Annotated in this window: 16 protein-coding genes; 12 read left to right on the forward strand and 4 right to left on the reverse strand. The window is 64.2% G+C overall.

Going from position 1 to position 21,822, the window contains the following annotated elements:
• Positions 1 to 108 precede the first annotated feature (108 nt).
• The 3 genes from BM374_RS20330 to BM374_RS20340 all read left to right on the forward strand — a co-directional run bounded on the left by BM374_RS20330 (position 109) and on the right by BM374_RS20340 (position 1,999).
• Positions 109 to 1,017, forward strand: a complete 909-nt coding sequence (locus BM374_RS20330) for a DMT family transporter (RefSeq protein WP_092295463.1) — start codon at positions 109 to 111, stop codon at positions 1,015 to 1,017.
• A 32-nt stretch (positions 1,018 to 1,049) separates the two neighbouring features.
• A complete protein-coding gene (locus BM374_RS20335; protein ID WP_143270224.1) occupies positions 1,050 to 1,478 on the forward strand; it encodes a hypothetical protein in 429 nt (142 codons plus the stop codon).
• Between the two features lie 62 nt (positions 1,479 to 1,540).
• A complete protein-coding gene (locus BM374_RS20340; protein WP_092295468.1) occupies positions 1,541 to 1,999 on the forward strand; it encodes a pyridoxamine 5'-phosphate oxidase family protein in 459 nt (152 codons plus the stop codon).
• Positions 2,000 to 2,326: 327 nt separating this feature from the next.
• Here the strand turns inward: BM374_RS20340 and BM374_RS20345 are convergent, their stop codons facing one another.
• A complete protein-coding gene (locus BM374_RS20345) occupies positions 2,327 to 2,854 on the reverse strand; it encodes a hypothetical protein (RefSeq protein ID WP_092295471.1) in 528 nt (175 codons plus the stop codon).
• Positions 2,855 to 2,994: 140 nt separating this feature from the next.
• On the opposite strand from BM374_RS20345, the gene BM374_RS20350 reads away from it, so the two are divergent.
• The 3 genes from BM374_RS20350 to BM374_RS20360 are packed head-to-tail and all read left to right on the forward strand — an operon-like array spanning position 2,995 to position 9,291.
• Complete coding sequence (locus tag BM374_RS20350) at positions 2,995 to 4,260, forward strand: NHLP bacteriocin system secretion protein (RefSeq protein ID WP_092295474.1); 1,266 nt, start codon at positions 2,995 to 2,997, stop codon at positions 4,258 to 4,260.
• Positions 4,253 to 6,412 (forward strand): NHLP family bacteriocin export ABC transporter peptidase/permease/ATPase subunit, encoded by a 2,160-nt coding sequence (locus BM374_RS20355; protein WP_092295477.1) that lies wholly within the window; start codon positions 4,253 to 4,255, stop codon positions 6,410 to 6,412. Before BM374_RS20350 ends, BM374_RS20355 begins: the two co-directional genes overlap by 8 nt.
• Positions 6,409 to 9,291, forward strand: a complete 2,883-nt coding sequence (locus BM374_RS20360) for an NHLP bacteriocin export ABC transporter permease/ATPase subunit (RefSeq protein WP_092295480.1) — start codon at positions 6,409 to 6,411, stop codon at positions 9,289 to 9,291. The genes BM374_RS20355 and BM374_RS20360 overlap by 4 nt, the downstream gene beginning before the upstream one ends.
• Positions 9,292 to 9,381: 90 nt before the next feature.
• Here the strand turns inward: BM374_RS20360 and BM374_RS20365 are convergent, their stop codons facing one another.
• Complete coding sequence (locus BM374_RS20365; protein WP_092295483.1) at positions 9,382 to 9,618, reverse strand: hypothetical protein; 237 nt, start codon at positions 9,616 to 9,618, stop codon at positions 9,382 to 9,384.
• 128 nt (positions 9,619 to 9,746) lie between these two features.
• The gene (locus BM374_RS20370; protein ID WP_092295486.1) at positions 9,747 to 10,634 is read right to left on the reverse strand and encodes a VOC family protein; all 888 of its coding nucleotides are present in this window, start codon (positions 10,632 to 10,634) and stop codon (positions 9,747 to 9,749) included.
• Between the two features lie 171 nt (positions 10,635 to 10,805).
• Between BM374_RS20370 and BM374_RS20375 the strand changes: the two genes are divergently transcribed.
• Together BM374_RS20375 and BM374_RS20380 are read left to right on the forward strand one after the other, a co-directional pair.
• On the forward strand, positions 10,806 to 11,993 hold the full coding sequence (locus tag BM374_RS20375; RefSeq protein WP_092295489.1) for a CaiB/BaiF CoA transferase family protein: 1,188 nt from the start codon (positions 10,806 to 10,808) through the stop codon (positions 11,991 to 11,993).
• A gap of 401 nt (positions 11,994 to 12,394) precedes the next feature.
• Positions 12,395 to 15,502 carry a DEAD/DEAH box helicase gene (locus tag BM374_RS20380; RefSeq protein WP_177248475.1) on the forward strand — a complete coding sequence of 1,036 codons (3,108 nt, stop codon included), beginning with the start codon at positions 12,395 to 12,397 and terminating at the stop codon, positions 15,500 to 15,502.
• A 336-nt stretch (positions 15,503 to 15,838) separates the two neighbouring features.
• Here BM374_RS20380 and BM374_RS20385 read toward each other — a convergent pair whose 3' ends face one another.
• Positions 15,839 to 16,243 carry a response regulator gene (locus BM374_RS20385; RefSeq protein WP_092295492.1) on the reverse strand — a complete coding sequence of 135 codons (405 nt, stop codon included), beginning with the start codon at positions 16,241 to 16,243 and terminating at the stop codon, positions 15,839 to 15,841.
• 85 nt (positions 16,244 to 16,328) lie between these two features.
• Here BM374_RS20385 and BM374_RS20390 point away from each other — a divergent pair, with 85 nt between their 5' ends.
• The 4 genes from BM374_RS20390 (at position 16,329) to BM374_RS20405 (ending at position 21,771) form a co-directional block, all read left to right on the forward strand.
• Positions 16,329 to 17,336, forward strand: a complete 1,008-nt coding sequence (locus BM374_RS20390) for a chemotaxis protein CheB (protein WP_092295495.1) — start codon at positions 16,329 to 16,331, stop codon at positions 17,334 to 17,336.
• Between the two features lie 10 nt (positions 17,337 to 17,346).
• Entirely contained in the window at positions 17,347 to 17,628 is a 282-nt protein-coding gene (locus BM374_RS20395) for a hypothetical protein (RefSeq protein WP_092295498.1), read from the forward strand.
• A gap of 169 nt (positions 17,629 to 17,797) precedes the next feature.
• A complete protein-coding gene (locus tag BM374_RS20400; RefSeq protein ID WP_092295501.1) occupies positions 17,798 to 20,965 on the forward strand; it encodes a CheR family methyltransferase in 3,168 nt (1,055 codons plus the stop codon).
• Entirely contained in the window at positions 20,965 to 21,771 is an 807-nt protein-coding gene (locus BM374_RS20405) for a Crp/Fnr family transcriptional regulator (protein WP_092295504.1), read from the forward strand. The genes BM374_RS20400 and BM374_RS20405 overlap by 1 nt, the downstream gene beginning before the upstream one ends.
• The last annotated feature ends 51 nt before the right edge of the window (positions 21,772 to 21,822 follow it).

Raw genomic sequence — 21,822 nt, forward strand, 5'->3', positions numbered from 1 at the left:
GTCCAATTCTTCAAGCTCGTCCGATTATCGGACATTTGTCCGAAATGTTGACGGGTGCGAGGCCGCCCGCTACCCTAGGGCGCACGAGAGATCACGGACATTCATCCCGTGTCGAAACCATCAAGCTCCGACTATTGGCGTGGCTCGCTCTACGGGCTTGCGACCGTCTGCATCTGGGTTTCCTGGATCGTGGCCGCGCGGCTTGGGCTGCGGACGAGCCTCACGCCCTGGGACATCACCGCCATTCGTTGTGGTGTCTCGGGACTGATCCTGCTGCCGTATCTGCTGAAAGTTGGCGTCCCTCTACGTCAGCTGCGGGGATCGGGGCTGGCGGCGATTGCAGTCGGCGGCGGGGCCCCGATGGTGCTGGTTGCCTATGGTGGTCTGCAGTTCGCTCCGGCCGCCCACGCTGCATCGCTCTTTACCGCACTGATCCCTCTGCTTGTCGCGATCCTCGCCGCGATCGTCCTTGGCGAGACGTTCACGCTTGCAAGGCAGGTCGGGCTCGCCCTGATCGTGACGGGAGCGCTCCTCATCGTCGGCGGCGCGGGCGGCACCATCGGGTCCCGGCAGAACATCGGCCATGCCATGTTCATCGGTGCGGCCACATTGTGGGCCTGCTACACGGTCGCGATGCGGAGGGCGAGACTGGATGGGCTCCACGCGGCCGCGATCGCGGCGGTCGGATCACTGCTGGTCTACGTGCCGGTGTACACCGTCATGTCCGGGGCCGGTCTGTTCAACGCGCCCTGGGGCGATGTCGCGCTGCAAGTCCTTGTCCAGGGAATTCTCACGCCCATCGTGTCGTACTGGCTTTATGGACGCGCGGTCGCCATGCTTGGCGCATCGAACGGCTCGGCGTTCGCAGCCTTAAGTCCAGCCATGACGGCACTCGTGTCGATCCCGCTGCTCGGCGAGTGGCCGGCAGCGGGCGACTGGATCGCAACCATTCTGATCTCAGGTGGCGTGTACGTTGCAAGTGGAGGCTTGGTCGCGGTTCGGCCCGCCGGATCGTGAGCGGCTGGGGTGCAGTCATGGCAGGTGCGACGATGGCCGACGCTGCGAACATCGTGTCGGCAGAAGACGGGATTGAGGCGTTGGCCCAGCTCGTGGCCAGCCGCTGGCTGGAACGCAGGTCTCTTCCCCTCATCGACGAGAGACTGTCGATGGAGACGGCGCTGCGCGTCAGAGACAAATTTCTCGGTCTGATTCAGCCGCTGCTTGGGGCGCCCCTGGGATACAAGGTGGCGGCGATCACACCACCTGCGCAAAGAGATCTCGGCATCAGGGAACCGCTGGGCGGCATCTATCTCGCAGGCATGTTCAGTTTCGCGAACATTGCTCCGATTCCCGTCAGCTACGGCAACCGACCGATCGTCGAGGCGAAATTGGGCCTGGCGATCGCCTCGGGCTCGGCGCCCTGTCGCGGGTGCGGCCCACGCCAGGCCTGCGGCTGGACACGCGCTGGGAGGGGCTGACGGAATCGCCGGCAATGGTCAGAGCGCGCTTCGAATAGCATCGTCGGATTTGGGAGAGGGGCATGACGAAGAGATTTGCGAGGGCTGAACACGTCGTCCTGTGCTGGCTGGCAACCGTCGATGCCGCGCACAGACCCAACGTGACACCAAAGGAAATTTTCGCCGAAATCGGCGATGGCGCGCTTGTCATTGCCGATATCGCGTCGGCGCGCAGCGTCCAGAACATCAGGGTCAATCCAGCAGTCTGCGTCAGCCTGATCGATATTTTCCTGCAGCGCGGACGCAAGCTGGAGGGCACGGCCGGGATCATCGCGCCGGATCATCCTGATTTCGCCAGGCTGACCGCGCCGTTGCTCGCGATGAGCGGAAGCAAGTTTGCCATCCGCCATGTGATTTCCGTCCGCGTCGAGCGCGTATCGCCGATCCTTGCCCCGAGCTACCGCTTCTATCCCGAGCGCAGCGAGGAGGAGCTGCAGCGTGATGCCTACCGAGCCTATGGCGTCCAGCCGGCCGGAGCCTGACGACAGACCAGGGCCAATATCCGTCGAACCCGCTTTTTCCCGGCCTGCGGGGCGGGAAGTCGATTGAGGTCGCAAACTTGTAGCGGGTTCCGGCGCATGTCGCTGTGTGATTGGCCTCACAGCACCGATGCTCCCCTGATGTTATGTGTATCACCACTGATCGAGAGGGGCAGCTCCTTCTAAGGCGAACAGGAGATGGTGATGACCAGGTCCGAGAGCTCCGAGAACTCGGAGGCGACAATGTGCGCCGATGTCATTCGTTCGGATGACCTCATTGGATCGGCCACCCGGTAACCTTGTCCGACATTCCAACTGCCCACACCACCCTCAAAGTCGAGACCGAATAGAACTCAAAATTCCGGTCGTCGCGTCGACGACTTGCAGAGCCTGTTGAGCCTTGGCCAAGGCGAGGGGCGACCTCGCGCATTGATCGGGCAGCTGGGCGATCTTCTTGCGCTGGCTGGTCAGGATATTGGTCGACTGCTCGACGGCGAATTTCACCACGTCGCGGGTCGGGTCATTCTCACTGACATTGGTGAGATCTTTCTCGATCGTGATCAGATATTCGAAACTGGACAGCTCTTGAGAAATCTCGACGAGATTCTGAATTGTGGATTTCACGCAATCGGCATCGACGGCGGAGATGTCGGGCCGCTTCGAGGTCTGTACGAGATCGCCCATCAGGCCCGCGAACATCGGCCTGAGATCTTCGACCCTCTTCAGGTCGGCCTGGCTCAGGACGCCGGCCAGACACGCATTCGTGGCGAGCAGCAGCGCAAGCCCGGGCCATGTCAGCCGAGCAGTCAGAGCGCGGGCAGTTGCGACGGGCGTGATGCGATCGGCTTGCCAATTCATCTGATGGGCCCGATGTCCTCTGCCTCGACAAATGCAGTTCTCGTAGTAAGCTTAGCCCCGCTGACAATTTCGCTCAATCCTATTCTCGGCGTCGTGTGCGTGGATGATGGCGCTGCAATATTTTCGCGGAGGGGCGCAGCGTGACCGATGGCACTGACAGAATCTTCCGCGCCAGCGCGCTGCAGCGCGCGGCCTCGCCGGAGGAGCTTGATCATCTCGTTGCGATCACCAGGCCGGCCGACTGGATCCTGACGGCGATCGTGACGATCGCAATGCTCGCAGCGCTCGTGTGGGGCATTTACGGCCGGATCCCGTCGCGCGTCTCCGGCCAGGGAATCCTGGTCGGCAGCGGTCGCGTGGTCGATGCGGTTTCTTCTGCCGAAGGCAGGCTGGCTTCGCTCAGCGTCTCTGTCGGCGATCATGTCGAGCGCGGGCAGGTGATCGCCCAGATCTCGCAGACCGAGATCGAACAGAAATACCGCAACGCCGTCGAAACCTACAAGGAACGTCAGCGCGAGCACGACGACATGGCCGCAAAAGTCGCCGCCGAGCTCGCGATCAAGGCCTCCAATTTCGAGAAGCTCGAAGCAGCCTTCAACAAGGTCATCGAAGCGACCGATCAGCGAGTCCGGGCCCTTGCCGTCGACGTGCAGAATCTCGAACAGCTGATGGTCAAGGGCCTGACGACGCGAAAGACGCTGGAGGATCGCCGCCTCGAATTGACCGAGGCGCAGCAGCGCCGGACGGATTCGCAGAACGAGATCCTCAAGCTTCACGCGCAGAAGACGGATCTGGAAACCCAGCGCGAGCGCGAATTGCAGCAGGCCGAATTCGCTTCCAACAATGCGCGCCGTGAGATGCAGGCGCTGGCCGGTACTTTGGGACGCAATTCGCAAGTGCTCAGTCCGATTGCAGGCCGCGTGCTGGAGATCAAGACATCTTCCGGATCGGTGCTCGGCGTGGGCACGCCGGTGGTGCTCATCGAAGACGAGGGCGCGCGGCTGGAGGCGGTGGTCTACATCCCCGCCGAACAGGGCAAGAGCGTCAAGCCGGGTTATCAGGTGCGAGTCGCGCCCAGCACGGTGAAGCGCGAGGAGTTCGGAACGATGATCGGCGTGGTCTCGAGCGTCTCGGAATTTCCGGTGACGCCGCAGGGCATGACCGCCGTGCTTCATAACGACCAGCTCGTGAAAGTGTTTTCGCACGACGGTGCGCCGTACGCCGTTACGGTGTCGCTGGAACAGGATCCGTCGACCGCAAGCGGCTATCGCTGGGCTGTGGGTCAGGGACCGCTGGTGCATCTCACCAGCGGCACGCTGGCGCAAGCCGAGATCACTACGCGAAGCCGCCGCCCGATCGACCTCGTTGTCCCCTTGCTGCGTAAGTGGACGGGGATCGATGGATAGTCGTGCCCCGCCGACTGCAGGCGTCAAGCGCACGCCGACAATCCTGCAAATGGAAGCAGCCGAATGCGGCGCCGCGTGCCTTGCCATGGTGCTGGCGCATTACGGGGCGTGGGTGCCGCTCGAGCGCCTCCGCGTCGAATGCGGCGTCTCCCGCGACGGCAGCAAGGCCAGCAACGTCGTCAGGGCGGCAAAGCGTTTCGGGCTGTCGGCGAAAGGATTTCGGCTCGATCTTGCCGCGCTCGGCTCGGCGCCGACGCCTTGCATCATTCATTGGAACTTCAATCATTTCGTCGTCCTGGAAGGCATCAAGGGCAAGTCCGCCTCCATCAACGACCCCGCCTTCGGACGCCGGCAGATCGGCATCGACGAACTCGACAGGTGCTTCACCGGCGTCGTCCTCACCATGGAGCCGGGGCCGGGCTTTGCGCCATCAGGCGCCAAGCCGGCCGGATTGCGGCTGCTGCTGCGGGAGTTGCGCGGGTCGAAAGCCGCGGTCGGGCTGCTCATCCTGCTCAGCTTCGTCATGGTCGTGCCCGGTCTCGTCGCCGCGAGCTTCTCCAAGATCTTCATCGACGACATTCTCATTCAGCATCTGAACGGGTGGCTGCGTCCGCTGCTGATCGGGATGGCCGCCACCGCGCTGATCCGCACCATCCTGGCGCTGCTGCAGCAATCCCTGCTGCTACGGCTCCAGACGAAGCTCTCGGTGGTGATGATCAGCCGCTTCCTCTGGCGCGTGATGGCCTTGCCGATCGAGTTCTTCACCCAGCGCCACGCCGGCGACATCGCGGCGCGGGTCGGGGCCAATGATCAGATTGCGCGACTGCTGGCGGGCGGCATCGCCGCGAATGCGCTCAGCCTCACCTCGGTGGTGTTCTTCGCCTTCGCGATGATCGTCTATGATCATTGGTTGGCCGCGGTGTGCATCAGCCTGTCGCTGCTCAACGTTCTCACCTTGCGGCTGTCGATGCGGCGCAGGGAGGATCTCAGCCGCGGGCTCTCGCTGGAACGCGGCAAGCTGCTAGGGGCCGTCGTCAGCATCGTCAGGTCGATCGAGACCATCAAGGCGAGCGGGCTGGAGGACGAGGCGTTCGGACAATGGGCCGGCGTCCAGGCCAAGGTCCTGAACGCCGAACGCGATCTGGCGTCGTCGTCGATCATCCTCGACATGATCCCGACCCTGATCGCCGGCCTGACCATGACCGCGATCCTGGTCCTCGGCGGTCTCAGGGTGATCGAAGGCTCGCTCACCCTAGGCAGCCTCGTTGCCTTCCAGGCACTGATGGCGAGCTTTTCCGAGCCGGTGGCGACGCTCGTCAATCAGGCCGGCAGCTTCCAGCTGATCAAGGGCGCGCTCGACCGCCTCGAAGACGTCTACAATTATCCGCTCGGCGATCCCGCGCGCCCATCGGACAAGGCCTTTCCTGCGAGGCTCGCTGGACGCATCGAATTCAAGGACGTGCAGTTCGGCTATTCGCTGCTCGAGCCGCCGCTGATCTCGGATCTTTCGATCACCGTGACCCCGGGCTCGCGCGTGGCGTTGGTCGGCGCCTCCGGCAGCGGCAAGTCCACCCTGGGTCGTCTGGTCTGCGGGCTGTATAAACCCTGGGCGGGAGAGGTTCTGGTCGACGGGACGCGGCTCGCGGACATCCCGCCCGACATTCTCGCCAACTCCATTGCCTATGTCGATCAGGACATCTTCCTGTTCGAGGGAACGGTCCGTGACAATCTCACGCTCTGGGACCGGACCATTCCGGACATCGATCTCACCCGCGCGCTCAAGGACGGCGAGATCCAGGACGACATCGCGATTCGCGCCGGCAACTACGATTCCTATGTCAACGAAGGCGGCACCAATTTCAGCGGCGGCCAGCGCCAGCGCATCGAGATCGCCCGTGCGCTGGTCGGCCATCCCTCCATCGTCGTGCTCGATGAGGCGACCGCGGCGCTCGATCCCGTCACGGAGAAGGCCATCGACGATAATCTGCGCCGTTGCGGCTGCACCTGCATCATTATCGCCCATCGCCTCAGCACGATCAGGGACTGCGACGAGATCATCGTCCTGCGGCAGGGCAAGGTCGCCGAGCGCGGCACGCACGAAACACTTCTTGCCCTGAACGGCGAATATGCCCGGCTGGTGTCGCAGGAATGACGGTCGCCATCGACAATATCGTGTCAGGTGCGAGCCTCGTGGGGGCGGGGGAGGTGACTCTCGACGGCCGCCGGCCCGTTCTGCTCGACCACCACGGTTATGTGTTCGAAATCGTCAGCGGCCATGCGGACGTCTTTGCCATCGAGGTCAGGGATGGCCAATCCGGCAGCCGCCATCATCTATTCCGCGTCGAAAGCGGAGATGTCATTCCCGATTTGCCTGGCTTCCCAGCGTCGTCCCCGGACGGTCTGCGCTTCATCGCGGTCGGCGCGCAGGACACCCGGGCGTCCGTCGTGGCCAGGACCGATCTGGTGCCGGAACAGGCGGTGCGCTGGATCGAGCGGCTGGCCCGCTTCATCGCAGGGCCGGCGCCGTCGTGGCAGATGGCCGAACTGCCGGAGGGCGAGGTGGCGCTAGCCGCCGGCGAGTCGCGTCGCGGTCCGATGCGTGGTCTGCTTTGGCTCAATGTGGCGCGTGGTTCGCTGAGGCTTGTCGGGACCGGCGTGCCCTATGCCGCCGGGAGTCCGCCGCTGCCTCTGACGTCCGGTTTGTGGATCGAGGCGGGCACCGACGGATGCGCCGCGAGCGCTGCCGCCCGAGCGCCGGCGGCCGATCTGATCTGGCCGGCGCTCGATCAGTTCCACCTGTGGTTCGGTGAGTGCATCCAGAACATCCTGATCCGCGACACGCAGAACGAGAGCGCGCGGCTGGAGAGCCGGACCGGGCTCGTCGCGTCGCAGGCGGTCGAAGCCTTCGACCGGCTTTCCGGCATCATCGTGCGGCGCTTCGATCATGATGCGGTCGACGCCTCCTGGTCTGACAGGCTGGCCGGCGCCTGCCAGATCGTCGGCAGCGCGATGCGGGCGCCGATTGCGATCTCCGGCCGTGTCGATGGCAGCGCGCAGGATTTTGCTGGCCTCGCACAAATCGCGCAGGCGGCGCGCCTGCGGCTGCGCCAAGTCCTGCTGCGATCGAACTGGTGGAGACTGGATGCGGGACCGCTTGTCGGCTGGTACGGTGAGACACGCGCCCCGGTCGCGCTCGTCTACGAGCCACGCCGCGGCTATCTGATGATCGACCCGCTCACGAAGGTACGCCGGCCGGTTGATCGCAGCATAGCAGCGCAAATGGCGCCGGAGGCGGCCACGTTCTATCCGCCGCTGCCCTCACGCGCGCTGAAATTCACCGACCTTCTGCGATTCGCGCTGCGCCATGCCCGCGGCAGCGGGCTGCGCATCGCACTGTCGGTCGTCATGATCGGCCTGTTGTCGCTGGTGACGCCGTTCGTCACCAACCTTTTGATCAGCTCGATCATTCCGCGATCGGAGCTCGACCAGCTCGCCTTCTGCGCACTCGCGCTTGTGCTCGCCGGCCTGTCGGTGGCCGGCGTCCAGGTCATGCAGGGCTTTGTCATGCTGCGGATGGAGGCCACGATCGACTGGCGGCTCCAGGCGGCGATGATCGACCGCCTGCTGCGGCTGCCGACCGCCATCTTCCGCGAGTACACGGCCGGCGAACTGGTCGACCGCGCCATGGGCATCGATGCGGCGCGGCGGGCTCTGACCGGTCACGCCTTGCGCGGCATGATCGCCGGCCTGTTCTGCCTGTTCAGCCTCGGCCTGATGCTCTACTACAATCTCAAGCTGGCACTGGTCGCGATCGCGCTGACATTCCTCAGGGCGGTCGCCATCATCGGCACCAATCTGGTGCGGCTGCATTTCGAGAGCAAGCACTTCAATCAGCAGGGCAAGGTCAGCGGATTTGTCCTCCAGCTCCTGACCGGCGTCGGCAAACTGCGCGTCTCGGCAGCGACGTCGCGCGCGCTCGCGATCTGGTCGAAGCAGTTTGCGACCCAGAAGCAGTATTTCGTTTCGTCTCAGCTGGCCGGCAACGGCCTCGGCGCGTTCGAGACCGCGTTTCCCACCATCGCGACGCTGATCATCTACGCCTACGCGTCCTATTCGAGCAGCGGCCTGCTCACCGACATCGGTACCTTCTTCGCGTTCTTCTCCGCTTTCGGCCAGTCGATGGGATCAGTCGGCTCCTGGGCCGCCGGCGTCAGCGAAGCGCTGATCGCCATCCCGCCGCTGCTTCGGCTGCGGCCCCTGATCGCGAGCCCCACCGAAATCCCCGATGACCGGAAGTCACCGGGAGAATTATCCGGATCGGTCGAGCTCGCGCGCGTCTCGTTCCGCTATCTCCAGAACGGGCCTCTGGTGCTCGACAATGTCAGCCTGAAGATCATGCCGGGCGAGTATGTCGCGGTGGTGGGGCCGTCCGGCAGCGGGAAGTCGTCCCTGTTCCGGCTGCTGCTCGGGTTCGAGCGGCCGGAATCTGGCGCGGTGTTCTACGACGGAAAGTCGATCGAGACGCTGGATGCGAGCGCGCTGCGGCGCCAGCTCGGCGTCGTCCTGCAGAACGCCAGGCTCGCCAACGGCAACATCTACGAGAACATCTGCGGCGGAATCCGGCTGCCGCTCGAGCAGGCCTGGGAGGCGGCGCGTCTTGCCGGCATCGCTGACGACATCAAGGCGATGCCGATGGGCATGCTCACGCAGGTGGCCGAGGGTGTCAGCACGCTCTCGGGCGGACAGCGCCAGCGCATCATGATCGCACGGGCCATCGCGCGGCGGCCGCGCATCCTGTTGTTCGACGAGGCGACGAGCTCGCTGGACAATCGATCCCAGGCCATCGTCAGCGATGCGCTGGAGAACCTGAACGTAACCCGCATCGTGATCGCGCATCGGCTCAGCACCGTGCAGCGGGCCGACCGGATCATCGTGCTGGTCGACGGCAAGATCGTGGAAACCGGGACGTTCGCCGAGCTGAATGCCGCCTCCGGCATGTTCGCCTCGTTCGCGCGGCGTCAGATGCTCTGACCGGCTCGCCGGGTTTCGCGCAAAACAAAAACTCCCGGACGTCCTTGTCCGGGAGTTTCTCGAGGTAGCCAGCTCTGTTCGATCGGGCCCTCAGTTCAACTTCATGTTGGAACCACCACCGCCACCACCACCGGCCCCGGTGACGATCCCGCCGACCAGAATGACGCCGGCGGCAATGCCTGCCACGACCGGGTTGGTGAAGAACGACTTCAGCCCGTGCTCGATGCTGTGCACGAGGCTGCCGAACCAGCCGCCGCCGGCGACGTTGTCGAGCTCCTCCATCGAGAGTTCGCAATTGATGCTGGCGTCGTTGAACTCATGAGTCATGTTGTCTCTCCTTTTTTTGATGCCGCGGGATGATCCCCGCAACTGTGGACAGCATGCCGCATGGTTCACGCGAGCGCCGTGACCGGTATCACGTTGCGCTCGCTGTCGCGAATTTCGTCGCGAAAGTCCTATCCGTCGTATTGATCCGGCCCCATCGCCCACGAGGCCTGATCGTGGCCGAACGCGTAGTTGCGATTGTTGACCACGGGATTGCGATTGACCATCGGCCGCATGAACATCGGATGAGTCGCGCTGCGCACCTCGTGCTCCACGGTGAAGACAGGCCTGCCGCTGTCGAGATCGACGATGTCGCAGAAGCGGTATTGGTATTGGTTGTCCTCGCGCGAGATCAGCTCGCGCGCCAGCAGCTTGCGGTAAGGACCGGAGAAATCGGTGATGTACATCTGCACATGGTGGCCGTCGTAAGCGGGCTGCGGCCGATCGGTCTCGCGGAACAAGAGATACTGGTCACGGCCGGTCTTCACCGCCGCAACCTTGCCGTCGCCGTTGCGCAGGGCCGCCGGCATGCCCATGATCTCAGGATAGAACGCGCAGATCGCCTGTGCCGATCCGGCGGGCACCTCAAACTCGACATAGGGGATGCCGAGCGTGATGCGGCCGAAGCGCGCCGCGTCGGGCTCGTAAATGCGCAGGCGGTTGCCCCACGGGCACGTCGCCTCGACATAGTCGTTGCGCTCGGCGTAGGCGAAGGCGGTGCCTTCGAGCTTTCCCGCTACCGAGGCCAATCGTGCCAGCAGCGCCTCGCGTCCCTCGACGACGAGGCCGGTATGGCCGCGCAGCACCTGCGGCTTGCCGCTCGGGAGATGAAACTGGCTGCGGCCGACGTTGATCCACATGTTGGTGTCGGACACCATCAGATAGGGGTCGCGGGTAAGTCCGAGGCCAGTGACATAGAACAGCGTGGCAAGGCGCTGGTCCGGAACCTGGATGTTGACGTGCTCGAAGTGGATGGCGTTGCCGAGATCTTCTGCGGATCGATCGAATTGTTGCGGCATGGATGAGCCTCTGGCTGGAGGGGCGGATGGGTTCATACTAGAGCAGAATGTCCGCCAGCCGAACTGGCCGGCCGATCACATCTTGCAAGGCACTGCATAGCATGCGCTGCCACCTTGCCGCGGCACTCATTCCCTGTAATCTGCGCGGAAATGCTGGAGGGAATGAGGTCGATGGGGGGAGTTCTGCAAGGCGTGCGCGTCCTCGATTTCGGGCGCTATATCGCAGGGCCCTATTGCGCGACATTGCTGGCCGAGTTCGGTGCCGAGGTCATCAGGGTCGAAAAGCGCGACGGCAGCGAGGATCGCTTCGTGGCGCCGGTCGGCGAAGGCGGTGAGGGCGCGCTGTTCCTGCAGATCAACCGCAACAAGAAGTGCATCACGCTCGATCCGATGACGGCGGAGGGGCAGGAGGTGACGCGCCGGTTGGTCAAGACCGCGGACGTCGTCGTCGCCAATTTGCCGCCGCAGACCTTGCGCGCGATGAAGCTCGATTACGATTCCCTGAAGGTCATCAAGCCCGACATCATCCTGACCACGGCGACCGCATTCGGCGGGCCGGGGCCCTGGTCCGACCGCGTCGGCTTCGACGGCGTCGGGCAGGTGATGTCGGGCTCGGTCTACATGACCGGTGCGGGCGACCCGCCTTACCGCGCGGCGGTGAACTGGGTCGATTTCGGCACGGCGCTGCACTGCGCGTTCGGCACGCTTGCCGCGCTGATCGAGCGCGGCAAATCCGGCCGCGGGCAGATCGTCGAGGGCGCGCTGCTCGCGACCGCGCTGTCCTTCACCAATGCCACGCTGATCGAGCAGGCGGTCATCAATGTCAATCGTGTCCCGACTGGCAATCTCGGCCAGACAGCCGCGCCCGCCGATATCTACCGCACCAGGGACGGCTGGGTGCTGTGCCAGGTCACCGGACATCCGCTGTTCAAGCGCTGGGCGAGGCTGATGGGCGAAGAGGAGCTTTGGCTGAATGATCCGCGCTTTGCCGACGACATCAGCCGCGGCAATAACGGCGCCGTCATCAGCGAGCGAATGGCGCGCTGGTGCGCCGAGCGCACCACGCAAGAGGCTGTGGATACTCTCGGCAAAGCGATGATTCCGACTGGGCCCGTCTTGAGCCCGCAGCAGGCGCTGGATCATCCACACATTCGAGCCGCAGGCTTTCTCCACGAGGTCGACTATCCCGGCTTGCCGAAGCAGGCACCAATTGCCCGCGTCGCGATCCGGCTGTCGGAAACGCCGGGGGAGATTGCGGCACGACCGCCGACACTCGGCGAGCATACTGATTCCGTGCTGGCGGAACTTGGCTACGACAAGGCTGCGATTGCAGCACTTCGGCAGGGCGGTATCATTTAGTCGCTGCATCGAGACAAGAGTGGAAATGGGCCAGCACGTCTGCTAGACGACTGGCGGCCTGTCCTCGCGCTTGTGCGTTGGCCGACGACCTTTGCGTCGTCTGAGGTTTATGGGAGGCGCATGTTCGTGCGCCTTGTCCCATTGCATGTCCGCGACCGAATCAACACGAGCCCGGCTGCGCGTGCATCGACGATTGCTTACGACGAGAATGGATCAACGTGCGTCATTCCAAGAAAGTGCGGCCAGCAAAGAACTCGCCGACCAAGAGTTCGCCCAACAAGCGCTCGCTCGCCAAGAGTCCAGCAAAGCGCTCCACAAGCAGGCGCACACCAGCCAAGACTTCGCCGAAGCCGAGCAAGAATCCGCAGCGCGCAGCGATCTCGTCGTCGTCGCCGCTCGGCATGATGGCGCTGCATCTGCTGGCGCAGTGGAAGGACTCTGGCCGTAGCGGCGTCGTCTTCCTCGCCGAGAACGAGAACAGGGCCGAACGGCTCGGCAGCGTCATTCATGCGCTGGACCCGTCCTGCGAAGTCCTGGTGTTTCCCCGGCTGAACACCTTGCCGTTCGATCAATTGGAGCCGTCGCGCGAAATCGCAGGCCGCAGAGCCCAGGTGCTGCGGCGTCTTGCGAAATCCAAACAGCCGATTTTTCTCATCTCCACCGCGGAAGCCGTGATGGAGCGCTTGCCGCCGCCGGCGAGCTTGCTGCGCCTGAACACGAGCCTGAAGGTCGGCGGCTCGTTTTCGGAAGCCGAGCTTCGCCTCCGGCTGGAAGAGCTGGGTTATGACCTCGACGACGAACCGGACTATCCGGGCGGCGCCCTGTTTCACGGCCAGACCTTCGAGATCTTTCCCGCAGGCGCCCTGGGGCCGTTCCGGGTGGAGCATTCGGCGCGCACGATCAAGCGGATCGTGGCGTTCGATCCGCAAGAGCACGAGATCATCTTCGAGACCAAGGAACTTCTCGTCGATCCCATGTCTGAACGAATAGCGATGTCAGGCGCGCGGGCGAGGCGCGTGACGCTGTTCGACTATTGCGGGAAAGCCAGGTGGATCGCCGATGCCGGCGCTCCCGTGCACGCCGATGCCTGGCTGAGCACGATCGAAGAGGCCGCCGGCCGCGCGGACCGGGAGCGCGAATATCTAGGGCGGAGCGACTGGAAGCAGGCGATCCGAGGCATGAAAGTGCTGCCGCGCAGCGCTCCGTTCCAGCCAACGCCGGAATTCTCCAAGCTGTCGTCCGCTAGGAAAGCCCTGCGCGCCTTCGTCGAGGACGTCAGGCGCGCGGGCTCGCGCCTGATCTTCGTCGCGGCGCAGGAGGACGATCTGCGCGTGATGGAGCGAATGAGCGGCGTCAGGGTGGAGCGCGTCGCGGATTGGGACGAGGTCGAGAGCGCGCGCCAGCGCGACGTGGCGCTGCTGGCCGATCTCGACGCCGGCTTCGTCATTCTAGGCAAGAAGTCTGCCGTTGTCCTCACCGCGAGCGACGTGCTCGGCAGCCGCGCGCATCATCCGCAGCCGATGGCGCGAAGCTGGGGTGCGGCCTTCGATCACGCCGACGTGCCGGAGCAGGGCACGGTGGTCGTGCATCTCCAGCGCGGCATCTGTGTGCTCGACGGCCTGCAGACTATCAACACCGGCGGCGGTGCGATGCGTGAGATGGTCAGGCTATCCTTCGCCGGCGACAACGCGGTCCTGGTGCCGCCGCCCGATCTGGCGCAGATGTGGCCCTACTCGACGGAGCGCGGCAAGCTCGCGCTCGACAAGGCCGATGGCAGCACATGGTGGGCCCGCCGCGGCGAAGCCGAACAGGAGATCCAGGCGGCCGGCAGGGTGCTTGCCAAGCACATCAGCCAGCGCAAGCGGCGCAAGGCGGCCAAGCTGGTCCCGCCGGGCGCGCCTTACGAAAAATTCGTCGCGCGCTTCCCCTATTTCACGACGGTCGATCAGGCCAAGGCCATCAACGACGTGCTGGATGATCTCGCATCCGGCCATCCGATGGACCGGGTGATCTGCGGCGACGTCGGCTTCGGCAAGACCGAGGTGGCGCTGCGCGCGGCGGCGGCCGTGGTGCTGTCGGGCAAGCAGGTCGCGATCGCGGTGCCGACGACCGTGCTGGCGAGGCAGCACGTCGCGACCTTCCGCAAGCGGTTTGCGCCCGTCGATATCGAGGTCGGCAGCCTGTCGCGCGCCACCTCTGGCGCCGAAGTGCGGGAGACCAAGGAGGGCTTGCGCAGCGGCCGGATCAAGGTCGTGGTCGGCACGCAGGCGCTGACCTCGAAGGACGTGAAGTTTAGCGATCTCGGCCTCGTCATCATCGACGAGGAGCAGCACTTTGGCGCCGCCGAGAAGGCAAAGCTCTCCGGGCTTGCCAAGAATGCACATACGCTCTGGATGAGCGCCACGCCGATCCCGCGCACGCTCGCCGCGGGCCTTGCCGGCTTCAGGGATCTGAGCGTCATCGCCTCGCCGCCCGTTCATCGCCTGCCGGTCGCAACCAAGATCGCGCCCTTGTCGGATGCCGCGATCGCCTCGGCGCTGCTGCGTGAGCAGCGGCGGCACGGACAGAGCTTTCTGATCTGCCCGCGCATCCAGGATCTGGAGCCCATGCTGGCGCGCGTGCAGGCGGTGGCGCCCGATCTGAAGATCGTCTCTCTGCACGGCAAATTGCCGGCCGACGAGATCGACGACCGCATGATGACCTTCGTCGAGGGCAAGGCCGACGTTCTGCTCGCCACCAACATCGTCGAGAGCGGTCTCGACATCCCGCGCGCCAACACCATCGTGGTGTGCTGGCCGGAAAACTTTGGCCTCGCCCAATTGCATCAGTTGCGCGGGCGTGTCGGTCGCGGCGGCATCCGCGCCTTCGCCTATCTCCTGACCGAGTCGGCCTCGGGTCAATCCGAGAAGCGGCTCGCGGTGCTGGAGGAATTCAGCCGGCCGGGTGCGGGCTTTGCCATCAGTGAGCGCGACCTCGATCTCCGCGGCGCGGGCGATCTGTTCTCCGAGCAGCAGTCCGGTCACGTTCAGGTGTTCGGCCCCGTGCTCTACAGCCACCTGTTGAAAATGGCATCGGAGAAGGTCGATGACGGCAGGTCCGTGGTGTGGGTGCCCGACCTCAACCTGCCGGTCGCCGACATGCTCCCCGCGAGCTACGTGCAATCCGCCCCGGTGCGGCTGGAGCTCTATGCCCGTGCCGCGCGCTGCGCCAACGAGGACGAGCTCGAGGATCTCGAGGAGGAAACCTCGCGCCGTTTCGGACCATTGCCGCAGGCCGCCCGCGATTTCTTTGCGGCGGCGCGATTGAGGCTGGATTGCAAGCGCAGAGGTATCATCCGCCTGGATGTCGGCCCAAGCGCGGTGGCTGCGACGTTCCTGCCGGGACGATTGCGGAAATCCAAAGGGAAGTCGCTGCAACGTGACGGCGATCGCGTCGTCTATCACGCACCGATGCGCGATGCTCCGTTCGACCGGGTCGAGGAGCTTCTGGAGCTTCTGGACGAAGCGTGATCGCGTCAACGCAATCAGGCGCTAAAGCTCAACGGATTCACATAGCCTAATGCGGAAAACACCTGGACAAGCCACAATCGTTCCGGGAACGGGGCTACGACGGCAATGGATCGCGTCGAAAAGGTATTCGTCGGGACAGCGATCACGGGCTTTCTCATTATGCTCGGGGCGATCATATGGATGATGTTGAGCTAGCGGGCCGGGCAGCCTCGGCCCTTCGCATCGCCCTGCCATTTCTTGCAATCTTCGTTTGCATTGCGGTCGCTGCGTGGCTGACCTGGAGCAGGTTGCTCTAGGCAGGCCAGGATCTACCGCGACGCAGGCAGTCGCCGCGCGTCACAGCTGGCGCGGACCGATCAGTCCGCCGAGCCCGCGGATCATGGCCGCGATGTCGATCGGCTTTTCCCAAAGCAGGACGTCCTGGAATTCAGGTGCAATGCTGACCGGATCATACCCCGTCGTGAACACGAACGGCACATGGCGCGTCCTGAGCTCTTGCGCGATCGGAAACACCATCTCGTTGCGGAGGTTCACGTCGAGCACGGCACCGTCGAGGACCGAGCCGTCATGGAGGATGCGTAGCGCGTCCTCGATTTCACCGACAGGTCCGGCGACATCGGCGCCCACAGATCGCAACGCACGGCTGATGTCGTCAGCGAGAAAATATTCATCCTCGACGACGAGAACCCGGCGTCCGGACAATGATGCGCGCTCACGTGACAGCGTTGCCGATATCATCATGCTTCCTCCAGCGCCCGAAAGACATAGGAACCATACGGCGAAGGGCCGCCTTGGTGCAAACGAAGCATGCGATGGTGGGTTCCCGATGAGCAACCGCGACATCATTGTGATCGGTGGCTCCGCCGGCGCCACTGCCCCGTTGAAGCAGATATTGGCGGCACTTCCGCTCGACTTGCCGGCGGCCATATTCATCGTACTGCACATACCGGCCCAGGGCATCGGCATCCTGTCGACGGTTGCCGCCGCCGCCGGAAGGCTGCCGGTGCATCAGGCCGTCGATGGAATGGCCTTCGAGCGCGGCCACGTCTATCTGGCGGCTCCCGATCATCATCTTCTGCTCTCAGGAAATCATATCCAGCTTGGGCGTGGTCCGCGCGAGAACATGGTCCGCCCAGCCATCGATGCCCTATTCCGGTCGGCTGCGTTACATCACGGGCCCCGCGTCATCGGGATCGTCCTGAGCGGCCTGTTGTCCGATGGCGCCGCCGGGCTCCACACCGTCAAGCGCTGCGGCGGAGTGGCTCTGGTCCAGGATCCCGCCGACGCGATTTCGCCGGAAATGCCGCAGCGCGCCCTGGAAGCGACCATCGCCGATCTCTGCGTCCCCGCCGCAAAACTCGGTGACGTCCTGTCCGATCTCGCGCGGGAGGTGCCGGGTGCTCCCCTTCCGGTGGCTCCCGACATCCGCCTCGAGGTCGAAATCGCAGCCGGCGAAAGGATCGGCGCCGCAAGCCTCGCCAGGATCGCCGATCCCGCGGCGCTGACTTGTCCCAGCTGCGGCGGCGTGCTGTCCGCGGTGAAGGGTGGCCAGCCCATGCGGTTTCGCTGTCAGGTCGGGCATGCCTATACCGCCGACGCCCTCGCCAAGGAGCAGGAAGGGCAAGTCGATGAGGCCCTGCGGGTGGCGCTGCGCATCATCGAGGAACGCGCCGAGCTGGTGCAGCGCATGGCGGACGATGGAAGGCGGAGCGGCCGGCCTGCGGTCGCCGAAATGTACGACCTGCGCGCCGCCGAATATCGCGAATATGCCGACATGATCCGGCGTGTAGTGCTACAATCTTTCGATCCGGCGATCCGCCCGCGAGAGACGTAAGGCGTTAGCGATGGCGAGCTCCCTAGCCCAGCGGATTGAACAGCTCCACGCCGAGCAGCGCCTCCTTGTGAAGGCGGATGCCGACATCGACGAGGGCTGGCTCCGGATCCGTAACCAGGAGGATCGGGTGCGCGAGCTCCAGGCCGGCGGACATGACACGCGGCAAGCCGAACGATTGGTCGAACTGCTCAAGCAGACGCTTCTGGAATGGGAGCGGCATCGCAGCCTGATCGTCGAGCGGGTCAACTACCTCCAGCGCGAGGTCGATTCCGTCCCGCCCGCGGCCGGCTAACCCGCCGTTTTTCCGGGGAATCCGGTCAGCCTTTCCGTCTGTCTCATGAACCTGTCTCCAGGCGGAACGCGGAGCTATTTCCGCCATTTAGCTGTTGGGATAGCCTGGTTTTCTGCTATCTGCAGACGGCTGGGTTCCTTGATGCCCGACAACGAGAGTAACGGCAATTATGGATGAAGTCGGCAAAGCGCCGGGTGCTGGGGAGCGTCAGATCAAGGCCCCGTTGGTCATTGGCGTAGGTGCCTCGGCCGGCGCGATCGACAGCATCGAGCGCTTCTTCGGCAAGCTGGCGCTCGGCGACGACCAGGCGGTCGTGCTCGTGCTTCAGAATCGTGAGGCGCTCTCCGACGAGCGGCTGAAGGCGATCATCCAGCGTGCGGAGGGAGCCGGACTCTCCGAGGTCACCGACGGGATGACGCTCGACGGTGGAACGATCTACCTGAGCCCTATGGCCATGATCACCACCATCCAGGGCGGTCGCCTCGCGGTCCGGAAGGCGGAGCAGGGGCCCGGCGAGCGGGCGACGATCGACAGCTTCCTGGTGTCGCTGGCGGAAGAGCGCGCCGAGCAATCGATCGGCGTGCTGCTGAGCGGGACCGACGGCGATGGCACGTTGGGTGCAGCCACCTTGAAGGATCATGGCGGTCTCGCAATCGCTGAAAAGCTTGGCGAAGAGGATGCCGAGCATCTGATCGACAGCAGCAAGCCGGCCGCCATCGCCGACTACGTGCTGGCGCCCGAGGACATTCCCGAACATATCCAGGTCTATGCACGCCATCTGCGGCGTCTGGAGGAGAAACAGGGTTTTGACGAGGTGCTGGCGGCCGCCGCGACCTCGCTGTCGCGGATTGCCGACATCCTGCGCAACAAGACCGGCAACGATTTCCACGGCTACAAGCAGAATACTTTCCTGCGCCGCGTGCAGCGACGCATGCAGGTGGTGCAGATCGAGGAGATCACCTCCTATGTCGACTTCCTCAGGAACGACAAGGACGAGGCCCAGCATCTCTTCAACGATCTCCTGATCGGCGTCACCGAGTTCTTTCGCGACAAGCGCGAATTCGAGGTGCTCGAGAGCCAGATCATTCCGAAGATCTTCGAGAACAAGGCAATGGGGCAGCAGGTTCGAGTCTGGGTGCTCGGCTGCGCGACCGGCGAGGAAGCCTATTCGATCGGCATTCTGCTGCGGGAGCATATGGCGAGGATGGATTCCGCCCCGCAGGTTCAGATCTTCGCGACCGACATCGATGGAAGGGCGCTCGCGGCCGCGCGCGTCGGTCGCTACCGCACCAATATCGAGCAGGACATGACTGCCGAGCGCCTGGCGCGCTGGTTCGTCCGTGAAGGCGATACCTATTGCGTGGTCAAGGAGCTCAGGGAGATGTGTATTTTCTCCCAGCACAACGTGATCAAGGACGCGCCGTTCTCGAAACTCGATCTGGTCTCCTGCCGCAATCTGCTCATCTATCTGAACGCCGAGCTTCAGAACCGCGTCATCCCGCTGTTTCATTTTGCCCTGCTGCCGGAGCGCTATCTGTTCCTCGGCAATTCCGAGAACGTGACGCGGCATCCCAAGCTGTTCGCGCCGGTCGACCGCCGTGCGCGCATTTTCAAGAAGCTGGATACGGGCACGCGGCTGCCGCCGGAATTCCCGATCTCGACCTCGGCGGGCCGTGTTCCGGTCGAGCTGCCGCCGGTTCGTTCGTTCGGGCCCGACGTCGGGTTGGAGCGCCGCGCGCAGCGGATCGCCGAGCGTTATGCGCCGGCCTATGTGATCACGGACGACAATTTCCAGATCCTCCATTTCTCCGGCCGCACCGGACGCTATATCGAGCCGACGGCGGGGGCCGCTTCGCTCGACCTGCTTCAGCTCGTGCACCGCGACCTCCGTCTGGAATTACGTACGGCGCTCAGCCGCGCGGCCGAAACCAGCGAGCCCGCCCACGCCGACCAGATCCAGCTCGGCGTCAATGGTCATCGGGTGCTCGTCGACATCACCGTGGAGCCGATCCAGGAGGGTGCGAACGCCCATCGCAATTTTGTCGTCCTGTTCAAGGACAGTCCGGCGCGCGGGCCGGAAGCAAGCGACAGCAATCCAGGCAGCCTGGTGCGAACCGAGCATGTCGAGCGGCTCGAAAGCGATTTGCGCGCGACGCGCGAGCGGCTGCAGGCCACGATCGAGGAGCTCGAAAGCACCAACGAGGAGCTGAAATCCTCGAACGAGGAGTACCAGTCCCTCAACGAAGAGTTGCAATCGGCCAATGAAGAGCTGGAAACCTCGCGCGAGGAATTGCAGTCGGTCAACGAGGAGCTGACCACCGTGAACGGCGAGCTGGCGCATCGCGTCCAGGAGCTGACGCGCGCCACCAGCGACCTGAAGAATTTCCTCGAGAGCACGCAGATTGCAACCGTGTTCCTGGACAACGACCTGCGCGTGATGAACTTCACGCCGGCGATCACCCAGATCCTGCATCTGGTCGAGACCGATACCGGGCGCCCCATTGCGCACATCAAGGCGCGGATCCCGATCGAGGAGCTCTATGACGAAATCCGGCGCGTGCTGCGCACCCTCGCCAGCGCCGAGCGCGAGCTGACCGCGCCTGACAGCGGCACGCGCTACATCGTGCGCATCCTGCCGTATCGCAGCATCGACAATTTCATCGCCGGCGTGGTCATCACCTTCATCGACGTCACCGCGATCACGCGTGCGGAGGAACGGCAACGGCTGCTGCTTGCAGAGCTTCAGCACCGCGTGCGCAACACGCTCGGCGTCGTCAGGTCGATCGCCCGCCGTTCGGCCGAGACGAGCTCTACCGTCGAGGAATATTCGGCGCATCTGGACGGCCGCCTGAACGCCTTTGCGCGAACCCAGGCGCTGGTGACGCGCGATCCGGAAGGCGGCGTCGATCTCGAATACCTCGTCGTGGAGGAACTGCTCGCCTACAACGCCCGCGAGGGCGAGCAGATGCGCGTGTCCGGCCCCGTGGTGCGCTTCCAGCCCAAGGCGGCCGAGACCTTTGCGCTCGCGATCCATGAGCTGGCGACGAATTCGCTCAAATACGGCGCGCTCGGGCATCCCTCGGGCCGCCTCGAAATCTCCTGGCGCATCGATGAATCCGCCGATCCGCCGCAACTGCTGTTCGACTGGCGCGAGCGGGGCGGGCCGCCTGTCGCGGAGCCGACGCGGAAGGGCTTTGGCTCGGAGCTTCTGGAGCGGACTTTGGCGTTTGACCTCAAGGGTCACACGACGTTGTCCTTCAACCTCTCAGGGTTTCACTGCGAGATTGCAATTCCCTTGACCAAGCGAACCTTTCACACGCCTTCGATGGACGGCTGATGCGCGCCCAGAGCAAAGAGGGAGGTCTGGCACAGGCGGTCGTACGCCGCTTCAACCTGTTGCGGCCTTTGTCCGAGGAAGCCGTTGCGGCCCTCGAGCAAGCCATTCTCGAAGGCCTGTTCCGGGCCGGTCCCGGGGAAGATCTGGTTGTGGAAGGCGATTCGGTCGACGGCGTCCGAATCGTGCTCTCGGGTTGGCTGTTCCGTCACAAGACGCTCGAGGATGGCCGGCGACAGATCGTCAACTTCATCCTCCCCGGCGAGACCTGTGACGCATACGCTTATCTCCTGCCCACCATCGACCATTCGATCACGACGGCAACGCCGGTTGCCTACGCCGAGATCAAGCGCCCCCGCTTCGAAAAGCTCATGGCAAGCGATCGCACGCTCGCCGAAGCGTTCCTGTGCGAAACGGTGCTCAACAGTGCGATTCAGCGCGAATGGGCCATCAACCTGGGACGGCGCGCCGCCCTGGAGAAGGTCGCTCACCTGTTCTGCGAGATTTACGAGCGGCTTCGCCCGGTCGGTCTGGTCGATGGCGCCTCATGCAACTTTCCGGTGACCCAGATGGACCTGGCCGACGCGACCGGGCTTTCCGTCGTCCACCTCAACCGCACGATCCAGGAGCTGAGGGCAGCCGGGTTGATCACGCTGCGGGAACGGATGCTCACGATCCCCGATCTGGATGCACTCAAGAGTGCGGCGCTGTTCTCGCCGGGATATCTGCAACTCTACGGGGGGGGGGTGATCAAGAGTGCGCGCGCATCGAGTCGCGGCTTTGCTGCCGATGATCCTTGCCGGGGGTAGGGGAAGACAGCACGGAATCGCGATCATTTGATCATTTGCCCTCGCCAGTTA

Source organism: Bradyrhizobium sp. Ghvi (assembly GCF_900115265.1).
Lineage (GTDB): Bacteria > Pseudomonadota > Alphaproteobacteria > Rhizobiales > Xanthobacteraceae > Bradyrhizobium.